This window comes from Alishewanella sp. d11, assembly GCF_049390205.1.
GTDB lineage: Bacteria > Pseudomonadota > Gammaproteobacteria > Enterobacterales > Alteromonadaceae > Alishewanella.
The window spans coordinates 2486655-2513634 of record NZ_CP186547.1 but is presented as its reverse complement, the minus strand read 5'-3'; the positions used below and the strand labels follow the sequence as shown (position 1 = coordinate 2513634).

Sequence of the window (26980 nt, the reverse complement as noted above, 5' to 3'; positions counted from 1 at the left end):
ATAGCTAATTATTTTCTGTCGGCTGATAATTAGTAATCGCTAATTGTTCAACTCCAGTTAACTGCTGTAGTTTTGGTAAACCTTGCACTAAACGCTCTCGCCTTAATTCGGGCCCAACAAAAACGCTAGTTAAAGACTGTCCAGCATTATTGGTAATATTGCGGCTAAAAGTCGTAAAACCAGCCTGTCGTAATTTTGCTTCAAGCGCTCGGGCATTTTGCTGATTACTAAAACTCCCGACTCGCACTATCCATGCTGCTTGATTGATGTCTGCCCTGCCAGTATTAGCAGGGGCCGCAACGGTATTGTTAGTCTGCGCAGCCTTTATCTCAGTGCGCGCTTGGTTCGGGCTCTCTACTGTCACCTGAGCATATTGCTGAGAGGGTAATGCTTCTACTGGCTGTAGTACCTGCGCCTGTTCTGGTTCAGCGATAATCGCAGGCTGACTAGCTTGCAGCTCCCGCGCTGAAAACTCGGCATCATCGAAGGCTATTATTTGTTCTACACCTTGAAACTCAGGTCGTTCAGGAATCACTTTAAAGTCATCTTTGACAATTTGTTTTTCACCATCTAATAAATCAGGTAAAAAGATGATCGCTGCCAGTAGTAAAATACTAGTCCCTAAAAGGCGATGTTTAAACGTGGCTGTCATCCTACCTCCTGCTGCAGAGCGAGAACCGCTGATACGGTGACAAAAGAACCAAAAACAACCAAAAGGTCATCCTGTTCAAGAGTATTCAGAACCTTGGGATACGCCTCTTCTATCGCAGTATGTTGCTGTGCAGAAGTGTGTTGAGTGATCTCTTGTAACGCTTGCATTAACAGACCACTGTCTGCACCACGAGTTCCCGGTAAAGTGACAAGATGCCATTCATCAACATAGGTCGTCAAGGGCAATAAAGAGTGGGCAATATCTTTATCTTTTAACATTCCTACCAAAGCGACAACTTTGCTATAGCGTGGCTTTAAACGCTGTAACTGGCTTGCAAGATACGTCGCTGATTGCGGATTATGTGCAACATCAACCATAACAGTAGGGCTTTGCCGCAAACGTTGCATACGCCCAGGTAAACTTAATTGCTGCAGCACCTGCTGCAACACATCAGCGTCTGGCAATTTGTTTAATTGTTCCAGTACAGCCAAACTCGTCGCCACATTTTGTATTGGGACTAAAGGTAATACTAAGTGATGGTATTGCTGCGTAACACCTTGCCACTGCCAAGACGCTGCTGTTGCCGCATAATGAAACTGCTGACCAAGTTGCAACAAGGTAGCGCCTTTTTCCGCGGCCACGCGCGCAATATTACTGGGTGGCTGTATTTCACCACTCACCGCTATTTTTGCGCTACGAAAAACCCCGGCTTTTTCTCTAGCAATACTGTCACGATCTGTTCCAAGCCAATCCTGATGGTCTAAATCTATCGTAGTGATGACACTGATATCAGGCTCAATGATATTGGTTGCATCCAACCGGCCGCCAAGCCCTACTTCAATTAAACAATACTCAGGTTGCTGCTGCCGTAAAATAGCAAAGGCAACCAAAGTCGTAAATTCAAAGTAAGTCAGTGGCACATCCTGCCGCAGCTGTTCAACTAAGGCAAAAGCTGCTAGCCAATCTGCATCGGCAACATCCTGATTATTGATGCGTAAGCGTTCGTTAAAGCGCAGCAAATGCGGCGAGCTATAAACGCCAACACTGTGTCCCTGTGCTAACAGTAATTGTTCTAGCGTTCGGGCAGTTGTGCCTTTGCCATTAGTGCCGGCAATCAAAACAACTTTACCGGGTAAGCTGCCTAGCTCACCGCGAGTAGCAACCGTAAGCACCCGTTCTAGGCCTAATGCTATTTTATCAATTGGGTGGCTTTGCTCTATATAGCAAAGCCAATCTGCCAGTGTCTGGCATGATTGGCTATTTAAATGTTGAACAGACATAGATCCTTAGGATGCGTTGCGCTCGTCTACAGGCGGCGGTAATTGCATAAATTTAGCGACAAGTCGTGCAATTGTATCGCGCATTTGCCGGCGGTCAACTATCATATCGATAGCGCCATGCTCTAATAAGAACTCACTGCGCTGGAAACCCTCAGGCAGCTTCTCCCGTACGGTTTGTTCAATAACACGTGGCCCCGCAAAACCGATAAGTGCTTTCGGCTCGCCAATGTTAACGTCACCCAACATGGCTAAGCTGGCTGAAACGCCGCCCATTGTTGGATCCGTTAGTACTGAAATATACGGCAGCCCCTGCTCACTCATCTTCGCTAAGGCAGCACTGGTTTTCGCCATTTGCATTAGTGAAAACAGTGCCTCTTGCATACGAGCACCACCACTGGCAGAAAAACAAACAAAAGGAATTTTTTGAGCTAAGGCATATTCAACACCAGCCACAAACTTGGCACCCACAACTGAAGCCATGGAGCCGCCCATAAATTCAAACTCAAATGACGCGGCAACGACCTGCATACCATGCAAAGTGCCGTGCATAACAACCATAGCATCTTTTTCATTGGTGTCTTTTTGTGCTGCCACTAAACGATCTTTATAGCGCTTGCTATCTTTAAATTTGAGTAAGTCTTGCGGCTCTAGCTCTGCGGCCAGTTCTTTGGTCGTCCCCGTATCAAAAAAGTTTTGCAACCGGCTTCGAGCTGAAACGCGCATGTGATGGTCGCATTTTGGACACACGCCCAAGTTGCGATCCAAATCAGCTTTGTATAACACCGCATCACACGAGGTACACTTAGTCCAAACCCCTTCTGGGATATTGCGGCGACCAGAGGATGATGTTCTGGGCAGAATCTTTTCTAACCAACTCATAAAGACTTCCTAATACTGTTATTGCCGATAGATTAACACTACCTGAGCAGAAAATACGCTAAAAACACCGAAATAGCGAAAATGACGGCTATTAAAACACAAATAGAGGCTGCTCGAATACAGAAAACTGGTCTTAGTAGTGCCCCCTCACCAACGACACCAACATTAAGTCGCCGGTAAAAATAAGGGCCCTAAAGCTACTTTGGGGATTTGGAAATGTTCCGGATAATCCACCTCAACCAAATACAGTCCACCGGCTTTTGCTGTTGCTGCGGCTAGGTTACGATCTTTACTCGCTAACAATTCAGCAAGCCATTCTGGCGGTCTTCGCCCCATCCCAATCTCAAGTAAGCTCCCTGTGATATTACGTACCATATGGTGTAAAAATGCATTAGCTTTAATATCTAGTACCAAATAATCCGCAAATCGCTCAAGGCGTATGTGGTGAATATTCCGAAAAGGGGTTTTAGATTGACATTGGATGGCACGAAAGGCACTAAAGTCTTGCTCACCCAACAAAGCTGGCGCAGCTTGTTGCATCAGAGCCAGATTCAATGGTTGATGGTAATGACTTAAACCAGACCGTAAAATAGCCGGTCTATACTTATGGTTGTAAATAACGTAGCGGTAACGACGCGCAGTAGCACTGAAACGGGCATGAAAATCATCAGGCACAACTTTAGCCCAACGCACCGCTATCTGATCAGGAAGCTGAGCATTAGTTCCCATGATCCACGCTTTTACATCTCGCTCTGCGGTGGTATCAAAGTGCACTACCTGCCCTGTAGCATGCACGCCAGCATCCGTGCGCCCAGCACAAAATAACTCTATTGGTTGATTAGCAACCTTTGACAGGGCTTTTTCTAGTTCTTCTTGTACACTCGTCACTTCACGCTGACGCTGCCAGCCAAAAAAACCTGTACCATCGTATTCAATACCTAAGGCTATCCGCATCTCTGACCCTCAATTAACCGCGCCAATTATACCGCAGCTAAGCTGAGATCCCCAAATAACCTGCAAATTATCCGACAAGCGATGCCAATAAACAGACTCAGCTAGTCAGGTTTAAGTGCTTTAGCTTCCTCTTTGACATGTTCAGGGGCGGCAGAGGTTAAAACTTCATCAATCAGCAGCGCTGCACTCTCAGGTTCATCCATTTCAATGTAAGCACGGATCAGATCCAATTTCCCAGCAAAACCTTCATCTTCCTGGTCCACATCCATTTTGTTATGCTCACCAATTATATCGGCAAACTCATCTAACCCAACATCCACATTCAAGTTGTTAAAGCGATCTGCATCTTCCTCCGTCTGCTCCATTGCTTGCAATAAATTGTCAATTTCGACAAAATCTGCATCAGATAAAGCTGGCTCTTCTTCAACATCCGCTTCTAACTGTGTGGGAACCTCATTTTCAGCGCCTTCTTCAGCCGATTCAATAACAGAGATGCCCTCTAACTCATTTAACAAATCATCAAATTGACTATCATCAAGATCACTAAGGTTCGTTAATTCAGTATCAAGAGTAGGAAAGTTATCTTCAGTTACCTCAGGAGAGGCTGGCAACTCCTCTTCCAGAGCACCCGATAACACCTCGAGATCAGCATCGTCTGTCAGATTAGCAATATTCTCTGTTGAAAAATCAAACGCTTCTTCAGGGTCAAATTCATCTAAATCGAGATCGGGGTAGGTATCTAAAACTTTGCTGGGGTTTTCCACTGCTAAGGCAGCTTCCGAAGAGGCGATAACAGAGTTGTCCTCTTCAGCCGTCAAATCCAAGGTAAGTTCCGTTTTATCTTGAGACGGTATCGCAGTTGGTTCATCAATGAGTACATCATCCAAGGCTTCATTTGACGACATATCTGAGAGCGCAGCTAAAGAGGTATCCGCTTGTTCCGTTGGGGTTTCGTCTAACGTCTCCTCTGCAATATCAGCCGTTTGCTCCAATAAGGCTTCGTCTAACGCCTCCTCTGCAATATCAGCCGTTTGCTTAGGTAAGGTTTCGTCTAACGCTTCCTCTGCAATATCAGCCGTTTGCTCAGATAAGGTTTCGTCTAACGTCTCCTCTGCAATATCAGCCGTTTGCTCCGATAAAGTTTCGTCTAACGTCTCCTCTGCAATATCAGCCGTTTGCTCCGATAAGGCTTCGTCTAACGTCTCCTCTGAAACGACATCAGCTTGTTCAGTTAAGGCTTTATTCTCTACTTCATCTGCGGCGACGGCATCCAAAGCGGAAATTTGTTGTTCAGCTGCTTGGTCTAAAATATCATCCATTTCCGCATTTAAAAGCTGCTCATCCTCTGTAATGTAAGCGGCCTCATTCTCTTGCTCAATTTCTGATGCCAGTTGCTCAGCAAACTCATCCAAATCAGAATTATCAAAATGTTCATCAGAAACCATCAGTTGTTCTTGCTCTAACAACTCGTCGACGTCCACAGTATCAAAGTTGGAGTGGTTCTCATCTTCTAATGCCGGAGCTGAAGCTGGCTCAAGCGCATGTTCAGAAATGGTATGCTGTGCTAAAAGATCATCTATGGATTGCTCTGCTTCAGCGGGTATTGGCAGATCAAGTTCAATTTCCTCTAATAAACTATCGATATCATCTTGATCCGTCAAAGAAGAGGCTAACGCATCAGACTGCTTTTTCTCTGCTAATTCGCCTGAGCTTTCCGCTAATAAATCGGCGGCTTCTGTTTTCTCAGGATCGGCGAGCTCTATAACATCATCCGCATCATCTTCGGCCATAAGTAAGGCAGAGAGATCCATATCAGACAAAATGTTATTGGCATCGAAATTGATTTCCTCAGTAGGGTCTAATGCCAAAGCCGCTTCATCTTGAGGATTGCTGAAGTCATCATCTAAATTAATATCAAAATCATTTGGCGTACCCTTATCTAGCATAGTTGACTGTAGAGGGTCATCATCACCTAAATCGTCAAGGACGATATCATCACTAAAGTCAGGCAATTCATCATCAAGATCACTTTTGGTTGTTGCCGTTGTTGTTTTAGGTTTTTCTTCTGTGCTAAAAGAATCACTGAGCAAGCTATCATCAATATCGAATAGGCTATCGTCAAAATCCTGACTCGCTTCCAGCGGCGGTAAAGGCGATTTATACCCACTCACCGCGCTCGGCTCTTTAATTGCAGCAGCGACCACTTCTTCGGTTTTGCGTCCACGACGCTTTAACCAAAAAATGCCACCTAATAACAATAAAATCGCAGGCGCAGAAGCGGCTATTACCCAAACAATAGGGTTATTCAGTAAATTACTAAAGGAACTTTCTGCAGCTTGAGCTAATTTTGCAGCTTCTTCAGCGGCTTTGGCAGCTTGTTGCTCTTCCAGCATTTGCTGTTGTTGCTGTAACAGTTGATTAAGCTGTTGCTGTAACAGGCTATCTTCCGAAAGTTGCGCTTTTAACCCCTCAAGCTCTTGCTCAACGCGAGACAACGAGCCGCGAAGATTGGCATTTTCCTGCGCAATACCTGCAATCAATTGCATTGAGTCTTGGTATTGATCTTTTAAAGCGTTAAGTTCGGCTACCGTTTGTTGTTGGATAGCATTGGGTTTACTCGCGGCCTCTCGTGCTTTAGCACGTTCTGCAGCCTCTCGCGCAATTTTTTGCGTCCAAAGCTCATCATCCAGCTCAGCTTTACGTTTGGCGACCTCAGGATCCACGGCGCGGATCTCTCGTAGATCTGGAACTAACAGTACAGAACCAGGGCGTAAATGATTGAAGTTATTATCATTAAATGCCTGCGGGTTTTTGACAAAAATAGCGTACATTACCTGATAGGTGGATACGCTATTACTCGGTTTGACTTGTTCGGCGATACGCCACAAGGTATCAGTGGCGGTCAAAGGACCAAACTGCTTTTGCAGCAAAACAGAATCAGCACTTTTAGGACCACGGATCTGCGTTGGCGCAGTATCTGCTAGCACCATCGGCGAAAAATTGACAAATAGCAGTAGTAATACTAGTAGAACAGGCATCAGGTTTCCTTAGCCGAGCACCCAGACTCACATAAAAGCCAAACTAATAGGCAATGTTATGCAAACAGCGTTCCATTGTTGCTGTAGCAGTTATGTCAAATATAATGCAGAACCCTTTTTCATGCCAGCATTAGCACCTATCTTGGTTTATTTAAAAACAAAAAAGCGCCCTAAGACGCTTTTTATTAAGTGCTAACTTTTTTACAAATAATCGCGAATAAGGTGTTCAGCTATCTGAATACTATTCGTGGCTGCGCCTTTACGGATATTATCTGCTACCACCCACAGACTGATGCCGTTTTCATGGGAAAGATCCTGCCGCACCCGGCCAACAAATACCTCATCTTTTCCAGCAGCACTACATACCTGCGTGGGGAAATCCGCATTATTTTCAAGTAACACTACGCCAGGGGCAGTCGCTAATAACGCTTTTACTTGCTCTACCGATATTGGCATTCTGGTTTCAAGATGTACCGCTTCCGCATGGCCAAAAAATACCGGCACTCGCACTGCGGTGGCATTAACGGCGATGCTATTGTCACCCAGAATTTTCTGGGTTTCCCAATGCATTTTCATTTCTTCTTTGGTGTAACCGTTATCCATAAATACGTCAATTTGTGGAATGACGTTAAATGCAATTTGCCGTGCAAATTGACCTTCGCCATCTAGGGGCACACCGTTCAGCAATTGCGCCGTTTCTTTCGCTAAGGCTTCAACTGCTGACTGACCGGCACCGCTTACAGATTGATAAGTAGCAACGTTAATCCGACTTATCCCTACTGCATCGTGAATAGGCTTTAAGGCAACTAACATTTGAATCGTTGAGCAATTCGGATTGGCAATAATATTCCGGTTACGGTAATCCGCAATGGCTGCCGCATTAACTTCTGGCACGACTAATGGAATATCCGCTTCGTAACGAAAATGTGAGGTATTATCGATAACAACACAACCTGCCTCAGCGGCTTTGGGCGCATAAATGGCTGAAATACTGCCACCTGCTGAAAATAAGCCGATCTGTGCCTGACTCCAGTCAAAAGTTTCGGCGTCCAGTACCGTGATTTTTTTGCCTTTAAAGGTAATGGTGCCACCCGCGGAACGGCTACTGGCCAGCGGAAACAACTGTGCAACAGGGAAATCACGTTGTTCAAGAATTTCAATTAAGTGTTGGCCTACCAAGCCGGTCGCGCCTAAAATTGCGACATTGTATTGCGACGCCATGCGATGCATCCTCTTATTACTGACAATTAAAGCCCAATTGGCTTAGCTTGGTCATATGCTGCTGACCCTCAAGCTGAAGCGCGCTAAACTCACGCCGTGCCGGATATGACTTTCGAAGCCAGTCAAACCCTTTACCTTCGATATGATGACGGAATAACGCATCATCACGTCGCACATCATATAACATTCTTGCGACACTTTGGACATCTGGAAGCCCAAAATTTGCAGAAATTTGTAGTTTTTCCACAGCAGGTATAGCGAGTAATTGCTTGAGTTTAACCACAGGTGCTATGCCAAATAATTGGCAACAACGCTGATACAACATCTCAGTCCCCCTAGCTTTACCTTCTATACTGTGCCCAGCGATATGCGCAGTAGCAATATCGCAATACGCCAGTAATGGCAATAAGATATTCGGTTCCTGTTCCCACACATCCAACACCAAAGGTCTGCGCTGTTGTTGCTGCGCTGCTAATAAAGCCGCATTATCAATCACTGCGCCACGCGAAGCGTTAATGAGGGCACAGGAGGGTTTTAATTGCGCTAAGGTAGTAGCATTAAGTAAGTGCTGCGTTGGTAACGGGCCTGATTTCACCAGCGGCGTATGAAAACTCAGAATATCCGCTTGTTGGCACAAGCTGTCAAAGTCAGTATGCGCGAATTGACTATCTTGGGCTGCGCGCAGTGGGTCACACAGTAACACCGGTATATCTAAAGCCGTTAACGCTTGCGCCAGTCGACTACCAATGCTCCCTACGCCAACAATACCGACGGTTTGCTCAGTGAGTTGCCATTGATAGCGCTCAGCTAAACACCATAAACTACTGAGCACATATTCCACAACGGATTGCGCATTACAGCCAGGGGCGGAGCTAAAAGCAATCTGCCGTTGCGCTAAGTAAGCCTGATCGATGTGATCCATGCCAATAGTGGCGGTACCAACAAAGCGCAATACCCGATTTTCTTTTAACAACGCCGCGTCAACGTGAGTCACAGAGCGTACTAGCAGGATCTCCGCCTCCGCGAGTTCAGCAGCAGTAACGTTACGGCCATTAAACAGCGTAACGTCCCCCAGATCAGCAAAAAACTCGCGCACCAGCGGCATATTTTCATCGGCAAAAATCTTCATTTTTTCTATCCAAGGCATGGTTAAGCAGCTGTAATGGCTTAGTGTAACAAAATTAAGGCAGAAGATAGCAAAAAGGCGCTTTGCAAGCGCCTTTTAAACCGAGCAGCAGCCGTTATTGGCTAAAGCGTTGCAGTACTAAAGTGGCATTGGTACCACCAAAGCCAAAGCTATTCGACATCACAGTATTCAATACCGCTTCACGGGGTTCAGTCACAATGTTTAGACCGGTCGCAGCGTCATCTAATTGACTGATATTAATCGATGGAGCAATAAAGTTATGTTGCATCATCAGCAAGGAGTAAATGGCCTCATGAACACCTGCGGCACCTAACGCATGGCCAGTCATGGCTTTGGTTGCACTGATTGCCGGCGTTTTACCCGCAAACACTTCCTGAATAGCGCCTAACTCTTTCACATCGCCTACTGGCGTACTGGTACCGTGCGTGTTCACATAATCAATTGGCGCATTCACACCTTGCATGGCCATTTGCATACAACGCACTGCACCTTCTCCGCTAGGTGCAACCATATCGAAGCCATCAGAAGTTGCGCCATAGCCAACAATTTCAGCGTAAATAGTCGCACCACGCGCCAACGCATGCTCTAACTCTTCTACCACCACAATGCCGCCACCACCGCTGATCACAAAACCATCGCGCTCCGCATCATAAGTACGTGAAGCCAATTCAGGCGTCTCGTTATAACGTGAAGAAAGTGCGCCCATCGCATCAAACTCCATCGCCAATGTCCAATGTACTTCTTCTCCACCACCGGCAAACACGATATCCTGTTTACCCAGTTGAATCAGCTCCATGGCATGACCGATACAGTGAGCACTAGTGGCACACGCCGAGCTGATCGAGTAATTGACCCCTTTGATTTTAAAAGGCGTTGCTAAACAGGCAGAACAGGTACTAGACATCGTTTTGGGTACGGCATAAGGCCCCACTCGCTTCACACCTTTTTCGCGCAGAATATCTGCGGCTTCCACTTGGGTTTTTGATGAAGCGCCCCCCGAGCCAACCACCAATCCCACTCTTGGATGCGAGATTTGCTCTTCTGATAAACCCGCATCTTGCATCGCTTCTTGCATAGCAATGTACGCATAGGCCGCGGCATCGCCCATAAAACGCAGTGCTTTACGATCAATCATTTCGCTGGGGTTTAATTTAATATCACCCCAAACCTGAGAACGTAATCCCAGCTCGGCAAATTCTTCTGCGCGAGTAATGCCTGATTTGCCGGCTTTCAACGCAGCTAATACTTCAGATTTATTATTTCCAATACTGGATACAATGCCAAAACCGGTGATTACGGCTCTTTTCATGCTTACTCCCCAACCTGCTTTTTCAGGCAATTAAAATTTACGTATTCGTATTATTGTACGGTGTTTACATGCAAAACTGGTCTGCTTTCAGCGAACAACTGTACTCTGTTTTCAATTTTGCTTCAGCCTGAGGTAAACTACAAGCCGAATTTTTAACTCAGGCCCCAGCATGCAGTCTATTTCCAACGCCAAAATTCACTTTAACCCGCAAGGTACTCCTGTTGCGACAGAATTTGATGACATTTACTTTTCGAATGAAGGCGGCTTGGCAGAAACCGAATACGTATTCCTGCAACAGAATGCGTTGCCTGAACGCTGGCATACGCATCCACACGCATTTTTTCATATTTTAGAGACTGGCTTTGGTACTGGCGCCAATTTTTTACTGTGCTGGCAGCGTTTCCGCTCGTTTAAAGCGCAACATCCTGCAGCAACTTGCCAGCGACTTTATTTCAGTAGTTTTGAAAAATATCCGCTTAGCCTAGCTGATTTACGCCAAGCATTAGCCAGCCACAGTATGCTGCAAACCGAATGTGAGCAATTACTTGCGGCTTATCCACCGCCTACCCCAGGTTGTCACCGTTTAGTGTTTGAGCATGGCCAGGTTATCCTTGATTTATGGCAAGGCGATGTCAACGCGCTCCTGCCACAATTACCCGCACAGAATAAGGTAGATGCCATCTTCCTAGATGGCTTTGCGCCAGCCAAGAACCCAGATATGTGGCAAAGCTCATTATTTGAACAACTCTTCAGGCTTAGTCACAGTAACACCACCTTGGCGACCTTTACCTGTGCTGGCTTAGTGAAGCGGGGGTTAACGGCCGCAGGTTTTCATATTCAAAAAGTCAAAGGCTTTGGCCGTAAACGCGAAATGCTCACTGCGACAGCGACTTTTTCTGCAGAGACAACGGTTGCCCTTCAAGCACAGCAGAGCTCAACTGCCATGCAGCCAAACTTAGCAGTGACCATTGTCGGTGGTGGTTTAGCAGCGCTTTGTTCGGCTTTTGCTCTGGTGCGCCGCGGTTTAAACGTCAGAATGCTATGTGCCGACGCGGCTGTTGCAGAAGGCGCTTCGCATAACCGTCAGGGCGCTTTATATCCGAATCTCTCGGTAAGCCTTAGCCCCGCCAGTTTATGGCATTGCCAAGCCTTTTATTTTGCGAGGCAGTTTTATCAGCTATGCCAACAGCAGGGCATTGACTTCCCACTGCAGTTTTGTGGATTACTGCATTTAGCAACTACAACGCCCTTAGCTGAGCGACAAAAGAAAATGGCCTTGCAGCAAAGCTGGCCGACATCTCTAGTACGTTTTGTTGAAGCAGCAGAAGCAAGTACGCTGGCCAATATTCCACTGCAGCACAGGGGTATTTTTATTCCGGATGCCGGTTGGCTAGCGCCGCAAGCTTTTTGTCAGGCACTCTTCACTTATTTAAACGCGCAAGCCAATTTTAGTGCACATTTTAACTGTAAAGTTACCCAAATCTTACCAGCAGGTAGTGGCTGGCAAGTACACAGCGCACACCAAGTCTTTGACACTGCAAACTTACTGGTCGCCACAGGAGCAGATTTAACGCAGCTTTCCCCTTTCGTCCAGCTGCCGCTTAATCGGGTGCGCGGTCAAGTAAGTCACGTCCAGTCTGCCATACTCTCAAGTCTGGAAACGGTGATTTGCCATAAAGGTTATGTGACTCCTGCTTGGCAAGGCTTGCATTGTGTTGGCGCAACCTTTGATCGCACAGCTACCGAAGCGGCAGTCACGGCAGCAGATAACGACAGCAATATTCAAGAATTAGCTCAGCAACTCAATCTAAGCGAACTAAAAACAGATCTTATCATTGACTCGGCCAAGGCGGCTTTTCGCGGCACCCTCCCTGATCATTTGCCTCTGGCGGGTCAACTCAATCACAGCCAACCCAATTTATGGGTGCAGGCTGGTTTGGGGGCCAGAGGCTTGCTATTTGCGCCGCTACTCGCGGAAATATTGGCCTGTCAGCTTAGCGGCGAGCCAATACCCGCAAGTGATGCCACACTCGGCATGTTATCGCCGCAACGCTTTAAGGTTTAGCCATCTGTACCACAACCCGACGGTTAACCGCACGCCCAAGCGAGGTTTCATTTGAAGCAACGTGCCGACGCTCGCCAAAGCCTTCTATTTGTATCCGATCGGCGGCTATCCCTGCCGCCACAAAGAATTCTTTAATTTTTTCAGCCCGCTGGATTGAAAGTTGTTCATTCATCCAACGTCCGCCGAAACTGTCGGTATAGCCTTGTAACTCAATGGATTCAATATCGGAGTCATGGCGTAAATAATCGGCTATCTGACTTAAGCGCCGCCGTGACTCACGACTTAGCTGATCACCACCACTTTCATATACCAACACGGTAAAAGCGATATCCTCAAATGAATAGGGTAATAACGCTGATATACATTGATTAAAAGCGTGAAATTGCACAGGGAATTGCACAGGATTCAGCGCTGCGACGACCTTATCATAGGGGCTATACCAATCGGCATAATAAAACGTCGGACTGAAGCCTTGTTCTAATTCAGTTAACAAGGTCCAAGCGGTTTTTTGCGGTAAATCACCATTAAATTGCTTTAATAAGTTCATACTGGCTACGGATTTAGTTCGCTCACCGGGTCGCCAATGCGGCGGTACAGATAAAACTTCTGCCAAACCGTAATCATCCGGTAAACGCAACATGCTTAACTCAAAGTCCATATTTAATGATTTAGCCGCCACACTGCGAAAAATCGCTGTGCCAAAGTTAGGGATCTCATGCTCTAGCTGGCAATGAATGGGGGTATTAGCCGTTAATTGCCAGCTAGATTGTTCAATAGTGGCAGAATATTGACGCCACTGGCTAGAGACAGCCCAGCTATGACTGGAAAATAAACTGACTGCCACAGCAAAACATAAGGTTAAAACCTGCATAGAAGGCCGTGACTCCTCTGATTTCACCTGAACTAACAACGGATGTGTAAACATAAAATGTTCTGCCAAAAGATTCTTATCAAAAACTAAGCAAGCATTATGCCTGATACAAGACCTTAGCTCGATTTTTTGGCATAATAGCGCTAACTCAGCAAAATGACGAAGCTATGAAACCCAAATCCCCCTCTGAAACCACTACCTTATTTGCTCGACGCTTCCGGGGCTATTATCCTGTTGTTATCGACATCGAAACCGCCGGCTTTAATCCGAAAACCGATGCTTTGTTGGAAATCGCCATTAATCTGTTACAAATGGACGAAACGGGTAAATTGACGCCAGGTGAAAGCCTACATTTTCATGTTGAGCCCTTTGCAGGTGCGAATTTAGATGCCAGCTCGTTAGCCTTTAATGGCATCGATCCCTTTAACCCCTTGCGTGGTGCGGTCGCTGAACGTGATGCAATTAGTGAGATTTGCAAAGCAGTAAGAACTGCTCAGAAAGCGGCTGGCTGCCAGCGCTCTGTCATAGTGGCGCATAACGCCGCCTTTGATCAGGGCTTTTTTAATGCAGCAATTAGCCGACTAAACTATAAACGCTCACCTTTTCATGCGTTTGTGTCTTTTGATACCACCAGCCTTGCCGCACTGGCACTCGGCCAAACGGTATTAGCGAAAGCCTGTGCTCAAGCCGGCATCGCCTTTAATGCAAAGGAAGCGCACAGTGCGTTATATGATACCGAACGAACGGCAGAACTGTTTTGTTATATTGTGAATCGTTGGCAAGAAATGGGCGGCTGGCCACTTGGTAGCGCCTTAGTTGCAGATGATGAAGAAAATAACACGAACGAACAAACCGATTCGGTAGCTGACTAAGCAAAAATTACCCCCTCACCACAGCAGAGGGGGTAATGTATTTCACACTAATACTCTGCCTTATTCTTCGACAGTCATATCCGCTTCAGTGGTATTTTGTCGAGCCGCAGCGTCTTTAATTAAGGGCTGTAACTCTCCGCGTTGAAACATTTCTAGCACGATATCACAGCCACCAATTAACTCGCCCTCTACCCACAGCTGTGGGAAGGTTGGCCAGTTAGCATACTTTGGTAACTCGGCACGGATATCCGGATGCTGTAAAATATCGACAAAGGCGAATTGTTCACCGCAAGCAATTAATGCTTGCGAAGCTTGTGCTGAAAAACCACAGCTTGGGAACTTTGGCGAACCCTTCATAAATAATAAAATTGGATTGTCTGCAATTTGCTGTTTAATTTTATCTAATGTTTCCATAATGACCTCAAAGGTTAACATGTCAGTGTCACTATTTTACCCTGTATTACCGCTGCTGGCACTTGAGTTTTGCGAAAAGCGCCCAATATCTGGTAAACACATAACAATGCAGTTAGCGCCCAGTTAACGGCAGCCCAAGCGAAAGACGAATAAAACTTGAGTATTTTAGTCAGGTTTTGTAGTCTACGCCATGCAGACACTTTTAACAACGTGAACGGAGAGCAATAATGGCCTTTGAATTACCAGCGTTACCTTATGCAAAAGATGCATTAGCCCCACACATTTCAGCTGAAACCTTAGAGTACCATCATGGCAAACACCACAATACCTATGTGGTCAAGTTAAATGGTTTAATCGAAGGCACCCCTTTTGCCAGCCAAACTTTAGAAGAAATTATCCGTAACAGCGAAGGTGGTGTATTCAACAACGCCGCGCAAGTTTGGAACCACACTTTCTATTGGCACTGTTTATCGCCAAATGGCGGTGGCCAGCCAACGGGCGCATTAGCGGATGCCATCACTGCTAAATTTGGTTCTTTTGATGCATTTAAAGCCGCTTTCAATGACAAAGCCGTCAACAACTTTGGCTCTAGCTGGACGTGGTTAGTGAAGAAAGCCGATGGTAGCTTGGATATCGTTAATACCAGCAATGCCGGTACACCGATCCAAGATGCCTCTGTGACCCCAATCATCACAGTTGATCTGTGGGAGCATGCTTACTATATCGATTTCCGTAATGCTCGCCCAACTTACTTAGACGCCTTCTGGGCTTTAGTAAACTGGGATTTTGCGGCAGAAAACTTCGCCAAGTAAGCTAAACTCAGTTTCCCCTCCATACCCGGCTTAGTCCGGGTATTTTTTTAGTTGTCTGAACCTTTCCCGCGCTTACTGCTCAAAAATTAAACTAAACTAGAATTCACGATACAGCGTAACATATTTTAGAAACAGAAATTTTTGATTGTAACGGGCAAAACTGGCATTTCATGTCTACCCTTAAGTTAACAGCTGAAAGCAGTTTTCCCAGATAAGTAGCTGGAGGGGCATATGAGCATATTTGAGCATTACAAAGCACGCTACGAAACAAATAAAGAGGAAGAGCTTACCATTCAGGAATATCTTGCGCTGTGTAAAAAGGATAAAACCTGCTACTGCAGTGCCGCCGAACGTTTACTGATGGCGATTGGTGAACCTGAATTGCTTGATACCTCGCAAGATCCTCAACTAAGCCGCTTATTTTCCAACCGTTTGATTGCCCGCTACCCGGCATTTTCAGAGTTTTATGGTATGGAAGAGGCGATCGAACAAATTGTTTCTTACCTCAAACATTCTGCGCAAGGCCTGGAAGAGCGCAAACAAATTTTATACTTACTGGGACCTGTGGGCGGGGGCAAATCTTCTCTTGCCGAAAAACTTAAACATCTGATGCAGCAAGTACCCATCTATTATCTAAAAGGCTCACCGGTTCAGGATCATCCATTGAGCTTATTTGATGCGGCCGAAGATGGTGAACTATTGCAACAAGAGTTTGGCATTCCAAAACGCTATCTGCGAACCATTATGTCGCCTTGGGCCAGTAAACGCTTACATGAGTTTAATGGTGATATCAGTCAGTTTCGGGTAGTGAAACGCTACCCTTCGATTTTAGATCAATTAGCGATTGCCAAAACCGAACCCGGTGATGAAAACAATCAAGATATTGCCGCCTTGGTGGGTAAAGTGGATATTCGTCAACTGGAGCATTTTGCGCAAAACGATCCTGATGCCTACAGCTACTCGGGCGCACTTTGCCGAGCCAATCAAGGCTTAATGGAATTTGTCGAAATGTTTAAAGCACCGATAAAGGTGCTCCATCCATTGCTTACCGCCACCCAAGAAGGTAACTATAATGGTACTGAGGGGCTGGCCGCCCTACCCTTCGACGGCATTATTCTAGCGCACAGTAATGAGTCGGAATGGCAAACCTTTCGCAACAATAAAAATAATGAGGCGTTTTTAGATCGGGTTTATATTGTCAAAGTCCCTTACTGCTTGCGGGTGAGTGAGGAAATGAAAATCTATCAAAAACTGCTAGAGCATAGTGAATTAAAGCAGGCGCCTTGCGCACCTGGCACCTTAGCGGCTTTAGCACAATTTGCAGTACTTTCACGCCTGAAGGCGCCGGAAAACTCCAGTATCTACTCAAAGATGCGGGTGTATGATGGCGAAAGCTTAAAAGATACCGATCCTAAAGCAAAGTCCTATCAGGAGTATCGTGACTATGCGGGGGTTGACGAAGGCATGACGGGACTGTCAACCCGCTTTGCTTTCAAAATATTATCTCGGGTATTTAATTTTGATACCACTGAAGTTGCAGCCAATCCGGTGCATTTATTTTATGTCCTTGAACAGCAAATTGAACGAGAGCAATTTGCTGCTGACACCGCAGAACGCTACTTAGAGCATTTAAAAGGCTTTTTAACGCCGAAATATGTCGAGTTTATTGGCAAAGAGATTCAAACAGCTTACTTGGAGTCCTATTCAGAATACGGCCAGAACATCTTTGATCGCTATGTGATCTATGCTGACTTTTGGATCCAAGATCAAGAATATCGCGATCCAGAGACAGGTCAACTCTTTGATCGCTCGGCATTAAACGCGGAATTAGAAAAAATTGAAAAGCCAGCAGGCATTAGTAATCCCAAAGATTTTCGCAATGAAATCGTTAATTTTGTGCTGAGAGCCAAGGCCAAAAATAATGGCAAAAACCCAACGTGGACCAGTTACGAAAAATTACGCACCGTGATTGAAAAGAAAATGTTTTCCAGTACCGAAGAGTTATTACCGGTTATTTCCTTTAATGCCAAAACCAGTACTGAAGATCAGAGAAAGCATGATGATTTTGTTAATCGGATGATGGAGAAAGGCTACACACGCAAACAAGTCAGATTGTTATCGGAATGGTATTTGCGAGTTCGTAAATCTCAATAGCCCCGGAGGTTGTATGGCGCATTTTATTGATCGCCGTCTTAATGGAAAAAACAAAAGCGCTGTAAATCGGCAGCGCTTTATCCGGCGCTATAAACAGCAAATTAAACAAGCAGTGTCTGATGCTGTGAGTAAGCGCAGCGTCACGGACTTAACCAGTGGCGAAAGCATCACTATCCCAGCGCGTGACATCAAAGAACCCTTCTTTCAGCAAGGAAAAGGCGGCAAAAGAGATCGTGTGCATCCGGGTAATGATCAATTTAGCACGGGTGATAAGATCGCAAGGCCGCCAAGCGGTGAGGCTGGTTCAGGCCAAGGCGATGCTAGTCAAGATGGCGAAGGCAATGACGATTTTGTGTTTGCTATTTCCAAGGATGAATATCTGGATTTGTTATTCGAAGATCTTGCACTTCCTGATCTAAAACATAATCAGCTAGATAAACTTGTGCAATACAAAAATGTTCGAGCAGGCTTTCGCGCCGAAGGTGTCCCTGCCAATATAGATATCGTTCGATCTTTGCGCGGTTCAGTCGCACGTCGTATCGCCATGTCGGCAGATAAAAAACGGCAACTCACAGCGCTAGAACAACAACTGTTTAAGCTTGAGCAGGAGGTGATTCCTGACGAATTGCTGCGACAGGCATTAATCAAGCAAATTGCTGAGCTTAGACAAAAAATTGCGGCTGTACCTTTTATAGATAGCTTTGACTTACGCTTCAAAAATTATCAAAAACGTCCTGAGCCAACCAGTAAAGCAGTGATGTTTTGCTTAATGGATGTCTCTGGCTCGATGGATCAAGCTACCAAAGAGATGGCAAAACGTTTTTATATTTTGTTATACCTCTTCTTAAGTCGTACCTACAAAAATGTTGAAGTCGTGTACATCCGGCACCATACCCAAGCGAAAGAGGTGGATGAACAAGAATTTTTTTACTCACAGGAAACGGGTGGCACCATTGTGTCTTCGGCACTCAAGCTGATGCTAGAGATTGTGCAGGCTCGCTATAACCCGATAGAGTGGAATATTTATGCCGCTCAAGCCTCCGATGGCGATAATTGGGCTGAAGATAGTGCACCTTGTGCAACCTTACTGGCCGAACAACTACTGCCGTTGCTGCGCTACTATGCTTACATCGAAATTACCCCACGCGCACATCAATCCCTGTGGGAGCATTATCAACGATTACTCGCGACGCATCCCAATTTCGCCATTCAGCATATCCGGGAAGTCAGTGATATTTACCCGGTTTTTCGTGAACTCTTTAAAAAGCAAGCCGCTTAATAGGAGGCAACATGAATAGCATTGCCTTTACGACAGGACCTTGTTTAAGTGACGGACCAGACTGGAGTTTTGAACTACTGTCTGAGTACCAACAGCATATCGCTCGAGTCGCAGCCTTGTATCAACTTGATACTTACCCTAATCAAATAGAAGTGATTACGGCAGAGCAAATGATGGACGCCTATTCCAGCATCGGCATGCCGATTGGTTACAATCACTGGTCTTATGGTAAGAAGTTTATTCAAACCGAACAACACTATAAACGTGGTTATATGGGGCTAGCTTATGAGATTGTGATAAACGCTAACCCTTGTATTGCTTATTTAATGGAAGAAAATACCTTACCAATGCAGGCGCTGGTGATAGCTCATGCCTGTTATGGCCATAACTCTTTTTTCAAAAACAATTATTTATTCAAAACATGGACAGATGCCAGTTCGATTATCGATTACTTGGTATTTGCCAAAAACTATATCAGTCGTTGCGAAGAGAAATACGGCATCACGGTGGTGGAAGATTTTCTGGATTCTTGCCATGCTTTGATGAATTACGGGGTCGATCGCTATCAAAGACCCCAGAAGATTTCAATGGAAGAAGAGCAAAAGCGGCAAGCAGAACGTGAAGCGTTTTTGCAATCACAGGTCAATGCACTTTGGCGTACCGTACCAGATAAGGCGAAAAGTACCCCAAATAGCAGCCAGTTCCCAATAGAGCCGCAAGAAAACATTCTCTACTTTATCGAAAAACATGCGCCCTTACTGCAACCTTGGCAGCGAGAAATCGTGCGTATCGTCAGAAAAATTGCCCAATACTTTTATCCGCAGAAGCAAACACAAGTGATGAACGAAGGCTGGGCAACGTTTTGGCACTATACGTTACTGCAACACCTTTATACTGAAGGTCGGGTAAGCGATCGTTTTATGCTGGAAATTTTACATAGCCATACCAATGTGGTGCTGCAACCCGAATACAATAGTAAATATTATTCTGGTATCAACCCCTATGCGCTGGGCTTTGCCATCTTTACCGATCTTAAGCGCATCTGCGAATACCCAACAGCCGAAGATAAAAACTGGTTTCCCGAACTAGCCGGCAGTAATTGGTTGGATACCTTACATTTTGCGATGCAAAACTTTAAAGACGAAAGCTTTATTAGTCAGTATCTCTCACCCAAAGTCATTCGCGATTTTCGCTTATTTGCCATCACCGATGACAGTAAGGTTAGCAACCTTGAAGTTGCAGCTATCCATAATGCTGAAGGTTATCAACAGATCAGACAAATGCTTGCTGCGCAGTACAACTTAAGTCAATTAGAACCGAATATTCAGGTACAACAAGTAAATGTTGATACGGATAGAGCATTAACCTTAAGGTATATCCCGCATAATGCTATTCCCTTAGGCGGCGATATCCAAGAGGTACTGCGGCACTTACACCGCCTATGGGGGTTTGAAGTGCGCTTAGAGCAACAAGATGAGCTGGGGAATATTAGCTTGTTAGCCAGTTGCAAAACATAAACTGGCAACCGCTTATAGATCTGTGTTAATCCGACTGACACAGCTTATACATCTACTTTAAACCGACTGACTTGGTTACGACCTTGCGCTTTGGAAGTGAAAAGCGCCTTCTCTGCAGCCTCGATCCATTGGATGTAGTCTTGAATATCCTGATTACGTTCCGCTAAGCCAAAACTCATTGTAAAGGTAATGGCATGCTCATTAAATTTTAGCTCGCTTTGGGCAATTTTACGTCGGATCCGTTCGGCTAAATAATCAGCCTGGTCCGCTGTGGTATCCAGCAGCAAAATAGCGAAAGATTCACCACCGTAACGACCCGCGATATCGGTAGCACGCAAACTCTTACGAATAATATCGGCCGCGGTTTTAATCACTAAATCTCCAGCAGCATGCCCATAGGTATCATTGATACGTTTAAAATGATCAAGATCACAGATAATCAGGGTACTTTGATGCTGACTATACCGTTGCAGTCTTAAAAACTCTTGCTTTAAACTTTCTTCCCAATGACTACGGTTACGCATCTGGGTCAAGTAATCCGTGGTAGACAATTGCCGTAGCTGCCCATTCATCGATTGCAATGCCAGCTTACTGACTGCCGCATCCGTCACGTCATAAATAATAAAACATAAATGACTGACATTACCACGCGTATCGGTTATCGGAAAAATGGTGCTGTTTTGATACATAAAGTCCGCACTACCGGTAATAGGCCGATAGTTTTTAAAGCGAAAAATAAATGGACGTTGTTCCCAAATCGTGAAAGCGCGATTCTTCAGCAAAATCACTGGATCACATTTACGTCTTAACCAATCCTCATCAATTTCAGGAAACAAATCAAACAAGTAGCAGTCACGAACTTGTCTAGGCATGAGACCACTGTGATTTTCCATAAAACCGTTCCAGAGCTGGATGCGATAGTCGACATTAACCACTACTAGGCCAACGTCTACGGTTTGCAGCATATCCATCAACCAATGTAACTCTGAGACACCCGCGCTTGTATCAGTCATCATGCCTAATCCATCAAAAATGCCAGTTTATAACGCAAGGTTTTTAAACTGTCTTCTGTAAAAAGCAACAATAAGTCGCAATTAATGTTATAGCTTTCAATGCCATAACTTAGCTCAATTGTCAGGGTAGTACGCCAGCGTTTTGAATTAGCACTGATCAACTCGGCAATAGGGGCATGTTGACCTAGCACTACTGGATGGCCTTGACTAAAACTCATATCCACTTGTTCGGCAATCCCTTTTAACACGGCACCAATCAGGATATTGGAGATATCCATTAACAGTTCCAGCTCGACGGCACTGTTTAACTCCCCCTGATAATTCATCAAACGCGCAATATCTTCAAAACTCGAGTCAGTAAGAATCAATAAAGCTTCACCGGCCACGCCACTACCAATAAAGCCTTGGCAAATGGCAGAGGTTTTACTTTCAGGCTCAACCGAAGCCAGCGCCATTGTCAGCTCACTGACTTCAATCACATTTACATTGGGGATGGGCAGCTTCACGAACACATCTAACAACCTAGCTAATAAATCGCCCGCTTGTCCCATAGCGACGTTCGTGATTTCTTGCAGAATATCTCGAAGCTCAGCATCAAGTTGCACTTCATCAGGTATTTTATGTGGCTTAGGTGCTGCTGGCTCTGCTGGCTGTTCGGCTGCCTTTGTTTGCAAAAAGGCTGATAATTCAGTGGCATTCACTGGCTTTTTCAGAAAGGTTAACGCGCCAAGCGCCATGACCCGTTCATGCGCCTCAGGCTGAATGTCACCCGACACGATGACAATGCGAACCGGTAACTGTAAATTTTGTAACTCAGCTAACACCTGATAGCCGTCCATTACCGGCATGTTTAAATCTAGAAACAGCCAATCCACCGCTTGTCGCTTTAACGTAGCCAAGGCTTCAGCACCATGGCCCGCAAAAACCACATTGGATTGCCATTCCTGTGGTAAGATTCTGGCTAATTGTTTTCGAGCCAAATTTGAATCATCACAAATCAATATAGCTGGCGTCATAACGTTCTCGTGTGGCGACGGTCTTACTAAGCATAGCGTTGATTGACAGTCGGAGCAGCAAAATGTTTTTGAATTTTAATAATAGTAGCAAACTTATCGCCGTTTTGTGTTTAAGTACCATCAGTTTTAACAGTATAGCAGTAGATGCCACAGCACAACTTAAAGCGCGAATTAGTCATGTAAAAGCCGGCGAGCGGCAAATTGTATTACTCGGCAACGAGCTAAAAACAGGGCAAAAGGCACCCGCTTTTAAAGTTGTGGACAATAACTTTAAAAAAGTCACTTTAGCGGATTTCAAAGGTAAAACCATTTTACTCAGTGTAGTTCCGAGCATTGATACCGGTATTTGTTCCATCCAAACAAAACGCTTTAATAGCGAAGTAACTAAGTTGCCTGATGAAGTAGTGTTACTGACCATCTCTACCGATTTACCATTCGCGCAGAAACGTTTCTGCCAACAAGAACAAGTCGACGCCATGGCGGTGCTTTCAGATGCGGTTTGGCGTGATTTTGGTAGTAATTATGGTTTATTGATTAAAGATATGGGCATTTTGACGCGCAGCATTATTATTATCGATAGCAAAGGTAAAGTAGCTTATCAGCAGCTTGTGCCTGAACTAGCCCAAGAACCTGATTACGAAGCCGCACTCGCAGCATTACAACAAATTGTAGCGGGTTAACTCCAACCAAAAGAAAACCCCGAACATGCTCAGCGTGTTCGGGGTTTGTCAGTCACCAGCAGCCCATGCAACTCGGGGCTAGCAGCAAAGTAGACTTAGCCTAAGAGTTTAACTAAGTGTTCGCTAACGGCATCTACCGCTTGAGTACCATCGATGTGATGATACTGTGTTTGACCTTGCTCGGCCGCTTGGCGATAGTAACCGACTAACAATTCAGTTTGTTCATGATAGATCGCTAAGCGCTTACGTACCGTTTCTTCAACATCATCTGCACGGATCACTAATTCCTCACCGGTTTCATCATCTTTGCCCGCGACTTTCGGCGGGTTATAAACTAAATGATATACCCGGCCTGAGGCTGGATGCACACGACGACCACTCATCCGTTCAACAATGACATCATCAGGCACATCAAATTCAATCACGTGGTCAACCGAAATGCCCGCGTCTTTCATAGCATCAGCTTGTGGAATAGTCCGCGGAAATCCATCTAATAAGAAACCATTGGCACAATCGGCTTTCGCTACACGCTCTTTGACTAAACCAATAATTAAATCATCTGACACTAACTGCCCAGCATCCATAATTTTTTTAGCTGCCAGACCAAGTTCCGAGCCCTCTTTAATGGCTGCCCGAAGCATATCGCCGGTAGAAATTTGAGGAATACCGAACTTGCTCATTAAAAATTGTGCCTGTGTACCTTTACCGGCACCAGGGGCCCCTAACAAAATGATGCGCATCGCCTTTACCCTCGTCTTCTGGGATTAAAATAGAATTTATATACGTTATATGGCGGTAATCTTTGCATAATGCGCGTTTTGAAACAAGAAATTTGTCAACTGGTGCTACCTGAAGTCCTATGACTGGCCGCCTTTAGTCGATAGCTTATGAAATAGCGCCCTTAGCGCATTTATTTCGCTAATAATGGCTAAAAGTAATGATTTGCTGGCAAGCAACCCGCATACATCAGACTAAAGTCTATTGTTTAAGCAGCGTTAAGGGGACAAATAGGCAATGAGTCAGGCAGAGTTGCCTGACTCATAAATAGCGACCTTATTTTGCCAGAGACAATAATAAGTGATTTAAGCGGGTAACAAAGCTGGCAGGGTTTTTCAGGCTACCGCGCTCAGCAAGTAATGCCTGCTCAAACAAGACTTCAGCCCATTGTTTAAAACGGCTCTCGTCCTGCTCATCAGCAATATGCTTAACTAACTGATGTTCAGGATTTAGTTCAAAAATTGGTTTCACGTCAGGCACTTTCTGCCCCACTGACTCCATTAATTTGATCATTTGAGTACTCATATCATACTCATCTGTCACCACACAAGCTGGGCTGTCAGTTAAGCGATGACTTACTTTTACATCTTTAACTTGCTCGCCTAAAGCCGTTTTAAAGCGTTCTACAACACTGGCAAACGCTTCTTCGGTTTGTTGCTGCGCTTGCTTCGTTTCTTCGTCATCCAGTTTCGATAAATCTAGACCGCCTTTAGCAACTGAACGCAGCTTCTTACCATCGAACTCGGTTAAATGTTGCATCAACCATTCATCAATCCGATCCGACAGTAACAAGACTTCCAAGCCTTTCTTACGGAAAACCTCTAAATGCGGGCTATGTTTTGCCGCTTCATAGCTATCCGCCACCAGGAAGTAGATTTCTTCCTGACCTTCTTTCATTCGGCCCACATAATCCGCTAAGGCTACATTTTGCGTACTGCTATCGTTATGGGTGGAAGCAAAGCGTAATAAGCCAGCAATTTGCGCTTTGTTGGCGAAATCTTCGGCAGGGCCTTCTTTCAGCACTTGACCAAATTCCGTCCAGAAAACTTGATATTGCTCAGCATCTTTTGCCAGCTTCTCTAACATTTTGAGGGCGCGGCTACTACAACCTTTGCGCAGGCTTTGGCTAACTTTATTGTCCTGCAAAATTTCGCGTGAGACGTTTAACGGTAAATCGCTGGAATCGAGAACACCTTTGATAAAACGCAAGTAGCTTGGCATAAACTGCTCAGCATCATCCATAATAAAGACGCGCTGTACATAGAGTTTTAACCCTTGCTTGGCTTCACGGTTCCACATATCAAATGGCGCTTTTTTCGGTACATATAACAAGCTAGTGTAATTAGAATTACCTTCTACCTTGTTATGGCTCCAGCTTAAAGGCTCATTCCAGTCATGAGAGATATGCTTATAGAACTCTTGATATTCTTCATCGGAAATCTCAGATTTATCGCGAGTCCACAGTGCAGTGGCTTTATTAACCGCTTTAAAGTGGCCTGGGGTAGCAGGAATGGTTTCTCCGTCTTCTTCACGCTCTGGCGTGCCTTCTTGCCACATTTCAACCGGGATCGAGATATGATCAGAGTATTTAGTGACAATACTTTCTACTTTCCAGCGACTTAAGAACTCATCTTCACCTTCACGCAGATGCAGCACAATTTCAGTACCACGGCTGTCTTTAGTAATTGGCGTTAAGGTGTAATCCCCCTCACCAGCAGATTCCCACTCAACTGCCGCGTCAGCAGGTAAACCGGCTTTACGGGTGCGCACGGTCACTTTATCCGCAACAATGAATGCCGAATAGAACCCCACACCAAACTGACCGATTAACTTAGAATCCTTAGATTGGTCACCTGATAACTGGGAGAAAAACTCTTTAGTACCGGATTTTGCAATAGTCCCCAAATGTGCAATAACATCCGCCTGATCCATACCGATGCCATTATCATTAATGGTGATGGTGCGGGCTGTTTCGTCTAGGCTAATCCGAACTTTTAATTCACCGTCCTCGCCATACAAACTGCTGTCAGATAATGCCAGAAAGCGCAGCTTATCTGCGGCATCAGAAGCATTAGAAACCAATTCGCGCAAGAAAATTTCTTTATTGGAATACAGCGAATGGATCATCAGTTGCAGTAGTTGTTTTACTTCCGCCTGAAAGCCATGAGTTTGCTTCTGGCCAGCCTGGGCAGTGGTTTCACTCATTTTAATTTTCCTCAACCTAAGATAACAAGGGTGTGGCAAGCACAGCATTGCGCATGCCACTCTTTAACAACACCAGATATGGGGTTACTCCGAGGGATTTCAAGCGTAAAAAACGTTTTGACCTAGTTAACCTCGGTGTTTAGGTGGCTAGAAAGTAGATTGAGAAATGGCTCAAAAGCGCGTGAGCTGTGTGAAGCTAAGCAAAGGGATTTAAAACTTAAAACCGTTTCCGGCCGCTAAACGCATGTGCCAAGGTGGTACCATCAATGTATTCTAGCTCGCCACCGACCGGCAAACCTTGTGCCAAACGTGTTACTGTGCACTGATAATGTTGACATAACTCAGCAATATAAAAAGCGGTTGCCTCGCCTTCTACCGTTGGGTTAGTTGCGAGTATCACTTCATTAATTTGACCGGTTGCTAGCTGCTCAGACAGCTGCTCCAAGCCAAGTTCAGCAGGGCCAATGCCATCTAATGGTGATAAATAGCCCATTAGTACAAAGTAACGCCCTTTAAATTGCCCAGTTTGCTCGATAGCCACCTGATCGGCGGCTGAGCCAACTACGCAGAGTACATCGGCTTGCTGGCGTGTGGTATCACTGCATATGGCGCACAACGGTGTTTCAGCAAAAGCGCGACATTGCTGACATTGACCAATGCCCGCCATCGCCGCGCTTAGAGCATGACCTAAACGAACACCGCCTGCCCGATTCCGCTCGAGTAATTGAAATGCCATGCGCTGCGCCGATTTTGGCCCAACACCCGGTAATACTCGAAGCGCGTCTATCAATTGCTGTAATAGCGGTGTTAATTTCGTCATAGCGA

Annotated in this window: 22 protein-coding genes; 7 read left to right on the top strand and 15 right to left on the bottom strand. The window is 45.3% G+C overall.

All coding sequences use genetic code 11. The features are described from left to right. Positions 1-4: 4 nt before the first annotated feature. From ACO1PK_RS11495 to fabB, 8 genes are all read right to left on the bottom strand, one after another. Positions 5-652, bottom strand: a complete 648-nt coding sequence (locus tag ACO1PK_RS11495; RefSeq protein WP_423185766.1) for an SPOR domain-containing protein — start codon at positions 650-652, stop codon at positions 5-7. Beyond that, a complete protein-coding gene (folC, locus tag ACO1PK_RS11490; protein WP_423185765.1) occupies positions 649-1932 on the bottom strand; it encodes a bifunctional tetrahydrofolate synthase/dihydrofolate synthase in 1284 nt (427 codons plus the stop codon). The genes ACO1PK_RS11495 and folC overlap by 4 nt, the downstream gene beginning before the upstream one ends. A 6-nt stretch (positions 1933-1938) precedes the next feature. Further along, on the bottom strand, positions 1939-2811 hold the full coding sequence (accD, locus tag ACO1PK_RS11485) for an acetyl-CoA carboxylase, carboxyltransferase subunit beta (protein WP_423185764.1): 873 nt from the start codon (positions 2809-2811) through the stop codon (positions 1939-1941). A 165-nt stretch (positions 2812-2976) separates the two neighbouring features. Further along, on the bottom strand, positions 2977-3765 hold the full coding sequence (truA, locus tag ACO1PK_RS11480) for a tRNA pseudouridine(38-40) synthase TruA (protein ID WP_423185763.1): 789 nt from the start codon (positions 3763-3765) through the stop codon (positions 2977-2979). Between the two features lie 101 nt (positions 3766-3866). Next, the gene (locus ACO1PK_RS11475) at positions 3867-6803 is read right to left on the bottom strand and encodes a FimV/HubP family polar landmark protein (protein ID WP_423185762.1); all 2937 of its coding nucleotides are present in this window, start codon (positions 6801-6803) and stop codon (positions 3867-3869) included. Between the two features lie 201 nt (positions 6804-7004). Beyond that, on the bottom strand, positions 7005-8024 hold the full coding sequence (locus ACO1PK_RS11470) for an aspartate-semialdehyde dehydrogenase (protein ID WP_423185761.1): 1020 nt from the start codon (positions 8022-8024) through the stop codon (positions 7005-7007). 16 nt (positions 8025-8040) lie between these two features. Then, positions 8041-9153, bottom strand: coding sequence for a 4-phosphoerythronate dehydrogenase (locus ACO1PK_RS11465; protein WP_423185760.1), 1113 nt, complete (start codon positions 9151-9153; stop codon positions 8041-8043). Between the two features lie 112 nt (positions 9154-9265). Further along, the gene (fabB, locus tag ACO1PK_RS11460) at positions 9266-10480 is read right to left on the bottom strand and encodes a beta-ketoacyl-ACP synthase I (RefSeq protein WP_423185759.1); all 1215 of its coding nucleotides are present in this window, start codon (positions 10478-10480) and stop codon (positions 9266-9268) included. Positions 10481-10649: 169 nt separating this feature from the next. Here fabB and mnmC point away from each other — a divergent pair, with 169 nt between their 5' ends. Further along, on the top strand, positions 10650-12545 hold the full coding sequence (gene mnmC, locus ACO1PK_RS11455) for a bifunctional tRNA (5-methylaminomethyl-2-thiouridine)(34)-methyltransferase MnmD/FAD-dependent 5-carboxymethylaminomethyl-2-thiouridine(34) oxidoreductase MnmC (RefSeq protein ID WP_423185758.1): 1896 nt from the start codon (positions 10650-10652) through the stop codon (positions 12543-12545). Here mnmC and ACO1PK_RS11450 read toward each other — a convergent pair. Then, positions 12535-13416, bottom strand: coding sequence for a flagellar protein MotY (locus ACO1PK_RS11450; protein ID WP_423188207.1), 882 nt, complete (start codon positions 13414-13416; stop codon positions 12535-12537). The two genes, mnmC and ACO1PK_RS11450, sit on opposite strands and share 11 nt — an antisense overlap. A gap of 167 nt (positions 13417-13583) precedes the next feature. Between ACO1PK_RS11450 and rnt the strand changes: the two genes are divergently transcribed. Continuing rightward, positions 13584-14288: a ribonuclease T gene (rnt, locus tag ACO1PK_RS11445; RefSeq protein ID WP_423185757.1), complete on the top strand. Its 705-nt coding sequence runs from the start codon at positions 13584-13586 to the stop codon at positions 14286-14288. A gap of 60 nt (positions 14289-14348) precedes the next feature. On the opposite strand, the gene ACO1PK_RS11440 is transcribed toward rnt, so the two are convergent. Continuing rightward, positions 14349-14702: a Grx4 family monothiol glutaredoxin gene (locus ACO1PK_RS11440; RefSeq protein WP_423185756.1), complete on the bottom strand. Its 354-nt coding sequence runs from the start codon at positions 14700-14702 to the stop codon at positions 14349-14351. Positions 14703-14929: 227 nt separating this feature from the next. Between ACO1PK_RS11440 and sodB the strand changes: the two genes are divergently transcribed. From sodB to ACO1PK_RS11420, 4 genes are all read left to right on the top strand, one after another. Next, complete coding sequence (sodB, locus tag ACO1PK_RS11435) at positions 14930-15514, top strand: superoxide dismutase [Fe] (RefSeq protein ID WP_423185755.1); 585 nt, start codon at positions 14930-14932, stop codon at positions 15512-15514. Between the two features lie 231 nt (positions 15515-15745). Then, positions 15746-17668, top strand: a complete 1923-nt coding sequence (locus ACO1PK_RS11430) for a PrkA family serine protein kinase (RefSeq protein WP_423185754.1) — start codon at positions 15746-15748, stop codon at positions 17666-17668. 13 nt (positions 17669-17681) lie between these two features. Beyond that, positions 17682-18947: a YeaH/YhbH family protein gene (locus ACO1PK_RS11425; RefSeq protein WP_423185753.1), complete on the top strand. Its 1266-nt coding sequence runs from the start codon at positions 17682-17684 to the stop codon at positions 18945-18947. Between the two features lie 11 nt (positions 18948-18958). Then, positions 18959-20464, top strand: coding sequence for a SpoVR family protein (locus tag ACO1PK_RS11420; protein ID WP_423185752.1), 1506 nt, complete (start codon positions 18959-18961; stop codon positions 20462-20464). 44 nt (positions 20465-20508) lie between these two features. Here the strand turns inward: ACO1PK_RS11420 and ACO1PK_RS11415 are convergent, their stop codons facing one another. Continuing rightward, entirely contained in the window at positions 20509-21477 is a 969-nt protein-coding gene (locus ACO1PK_RS11415; protein ID WP_423188206.1) for a GGDEF domain-containing protein, read from the bottom strand. Between the two features lie 5 nt (positions 21478-21482). Continuing rightward, positions 21483-22493: a response regulator gene (locus tag ACO1PK_RS11410; protein WP_423185751.1), complete on the bottom strand. Its 1011-nt coding sequence runs from the start codon at positions 22491-22493 to the stop codon at positions 21483-21485. A 62-nt stretch (positions 22494-22555) separates the two neighbouring features. Between ACO1PK_RS11410 and tpx the strand changes: the two genes are divergently transcribed. Beyond that, positions 22556-23173: a thiol peroxidase gene (gene tpx / locus ACO1PK_RS11405; RefSeq protein WP_423185750.1), complete on the top strand. Its 618-nt coding sequence runs from the start codon at positions 22556-22558 to the stop codon at positions 23171-23173. A gap of 95 nt (positions 23174-23268) precedes the next feature. On the opposite strand, the gene adk is transcribed toward tpx, so the two are convergent. From adk to recR, 3 genes are all read right to left on the bottom strand, one after another. Further along, positions 23269-23913, bottom strand: a complete 645-nt coding sequence (adk, locus tag ACO1PK_RS11400) for an adenylate kinase (RefSeq protein WP_423185749.1) — start codon at positions 23911-23913, stop codon at positions 23269-23271. Between the two features lie 313 nt (positions 23914-24226). Then, positions 24227-26155, bottom strand: coding sequence for a molecular chaperone HtpG (htpG, locus tag ACO1PK_RS11395; protein WP_423185748.1), 1929 nt, complete (start codon positions 26153-26155; stop codon positions 24227-24229). Positions 26156-26372: 217 nt separating this feature from the next. Continuing rightward, positions 26373-26975, bottom strand: coding sequence for a recombination mediator RecR (recR, locus tag ACO1PK_RS11390; protein ID WP_423185747.1), 603 nt, complete (start codon positions 26973-26975; stop codon positions 26373-26375). Between the last annotated feature and the right edge of the window lie 5 nt (positions 26976-26980).

What these genes read in the sequence shown, in the direction of transcription:
- ACO1PK_RS11495 (WP_423185766.1), bottom strand. Translation starts at nt 652, where the DNA reads ATGACAGCCACGTTTAAACATCGCCTTTTAGGGACTAGTATTTTACTA.
- folC (WP_423185765.1), bottom strand. Translation starts at nt 1,932, where the DNA reads ATGTCTGTTCAACATTTAAATAGCCAATCATGCCAGACACTGGCAGAT.
- accD (WP_423185764.1), bottom strand. Translation starts at nt 2,811, where the DNA reads ATGAGTTGGTTAGAAAAGATTCTGCCCAGAACATCATCCTCTGGTCGC.
- truA (WP_423185763.1), bottom strand. Translation starts at nt 3,765, where the DNA reads ATGCGGATAGCCTTAGGTATTGAATACGATGGTACAGGTTTTTTTGGC.
- ACO1PK_RS11475 (WP_423185762.1), bottom strand. Translation starts at nt 6,803, where the DNA reads ATGCCTGTTCTACTAGTATTACTACTGCTATTTGTCAATTTTTCGCCG.
- ACO1PK_RS11470 (WP_423185761.1), bottom strand. Translation starts at nt 8,024, where the DNA reads ATGGCGTCGCAATACAATGTCGCAATTTTAGGCGCGACCGGCTTGGTA.
- ACO1PK_RS11465 (WP_423185760.1), bottom strand. Translation starts at nt 9,153, where the DNA reads ATGAAGATTTTTGCCGATGAAAATATGCCGCTGGTGCGCGAGTTTTTT.
- fabB (WP_423185759.1), bottom strand. Translation starts at nt 10,480, where the DNA reads ATGAAAAGAGCCGTAATCACCGGTTTTGGCATTGTATCCAGTATTGGA.
- mnmC (WP_423185758.1), top strand. Translation starts at nt 10,650, where the DNA reads ATGCAGTCTATTTCCAACGCCAAAATTCACTTTAACCCGCAAGGTACT.
- ACO1PK_RS11450 (WP_423188207.1), bottom strand. Translation starts at nt 13,416, where the DNA reads ATGCAGGTTTTAACCTTATGTTTTGCTGTGGCAGTCAGTTTATTTTCC.
- rnt (WP_423185757.1), top strand. Translation starts at nt 13,584, where the DNA reads ATGAAACCCAAATCCCCCTCTGAAACCACTACCTTATTTGCTCGACGC.
- ACO1PK_RS11440 (WP_423185756.1), bottom strand. Translation starts at nt 14,702, where the DNA reads ATGGAAACATTAGATAAAATTAAACAGCAAATTGCAGACAATCCAATT.
- sodB (WP_423185755.1), top strand. Translation starts at nt 14,930, where the DNA reads ATGGCCTTTGAATTACCAGCGTTACCTTATGCAAAAGATGCATTAGCC.
- ACO1PK_RS11430 (WP_423185754.1), top strand. Translation starts at nt 15,746, where the DNA reads ATGAGCATATTTGAGCATTACAAAGCACGCTACGAAACAAATAAAGAG.
- ACO1PK_RS11425 (WP_423185753.1), top strand. Translation starts at nt 17,682, where the DNA reads ATGGCGCATTTTATTGATCGCCGTCTTAATGGAAAAAACAAAAGCGCT.
- ACO1PK_RS11420 (WP_423185752.1), top strand. Translation starts at nt 18,959, where the DNA reads ATGAATAGCATTGCCTTTACGACAGGACCTTGTTTAAGTGACGGACCA.
- ACO1PK_RS11415 (WP_423188206.1), bottom strand. Translation starts at nt 21,477, where the DNA reads ATGACTGATACAAGCGCGGGTGTCTCAGAGTTACATTGGTTGATGGAT.
- ACO1PK_RS11410 (WP_423185751.1), bottom strand. Translation starts at nt 22,493, where the DNA reads ATGACGCCAGCTATATTGATTTGTGATGATTCAAATTTGGCTCGAAAA.
- tpx (WP_423185750.1), top strand. Translation starts at nt 22,556, where the DNA reads ATGTTTTTGAATTTTAATAATAGTAGCAAACTTATCGCCGTTTTGTGT.
- adk (WP_423185749.1), bottom strand. Translation starts at nt 23,913, where the DNA reads ATGCGCATCATTTTGTTAGGGGCCCCTGGTGCCGGTAAAGGTACACAG.
- htpG (WP_423185748.1), bottom strand. Translation starts at nt 26,155, where the DNA reads ATGAGTGAAACCACTGCCCAGGCTGGCCAGAAGCAAACTCATGGCTTT.
- recR (WP_423185747.1), bottom strand. Translation starts at nt 26,975, where the DNA reads ATGACGAAATTAACACCGCTATTACAGCAATTGATAGACGCGCTTCGA.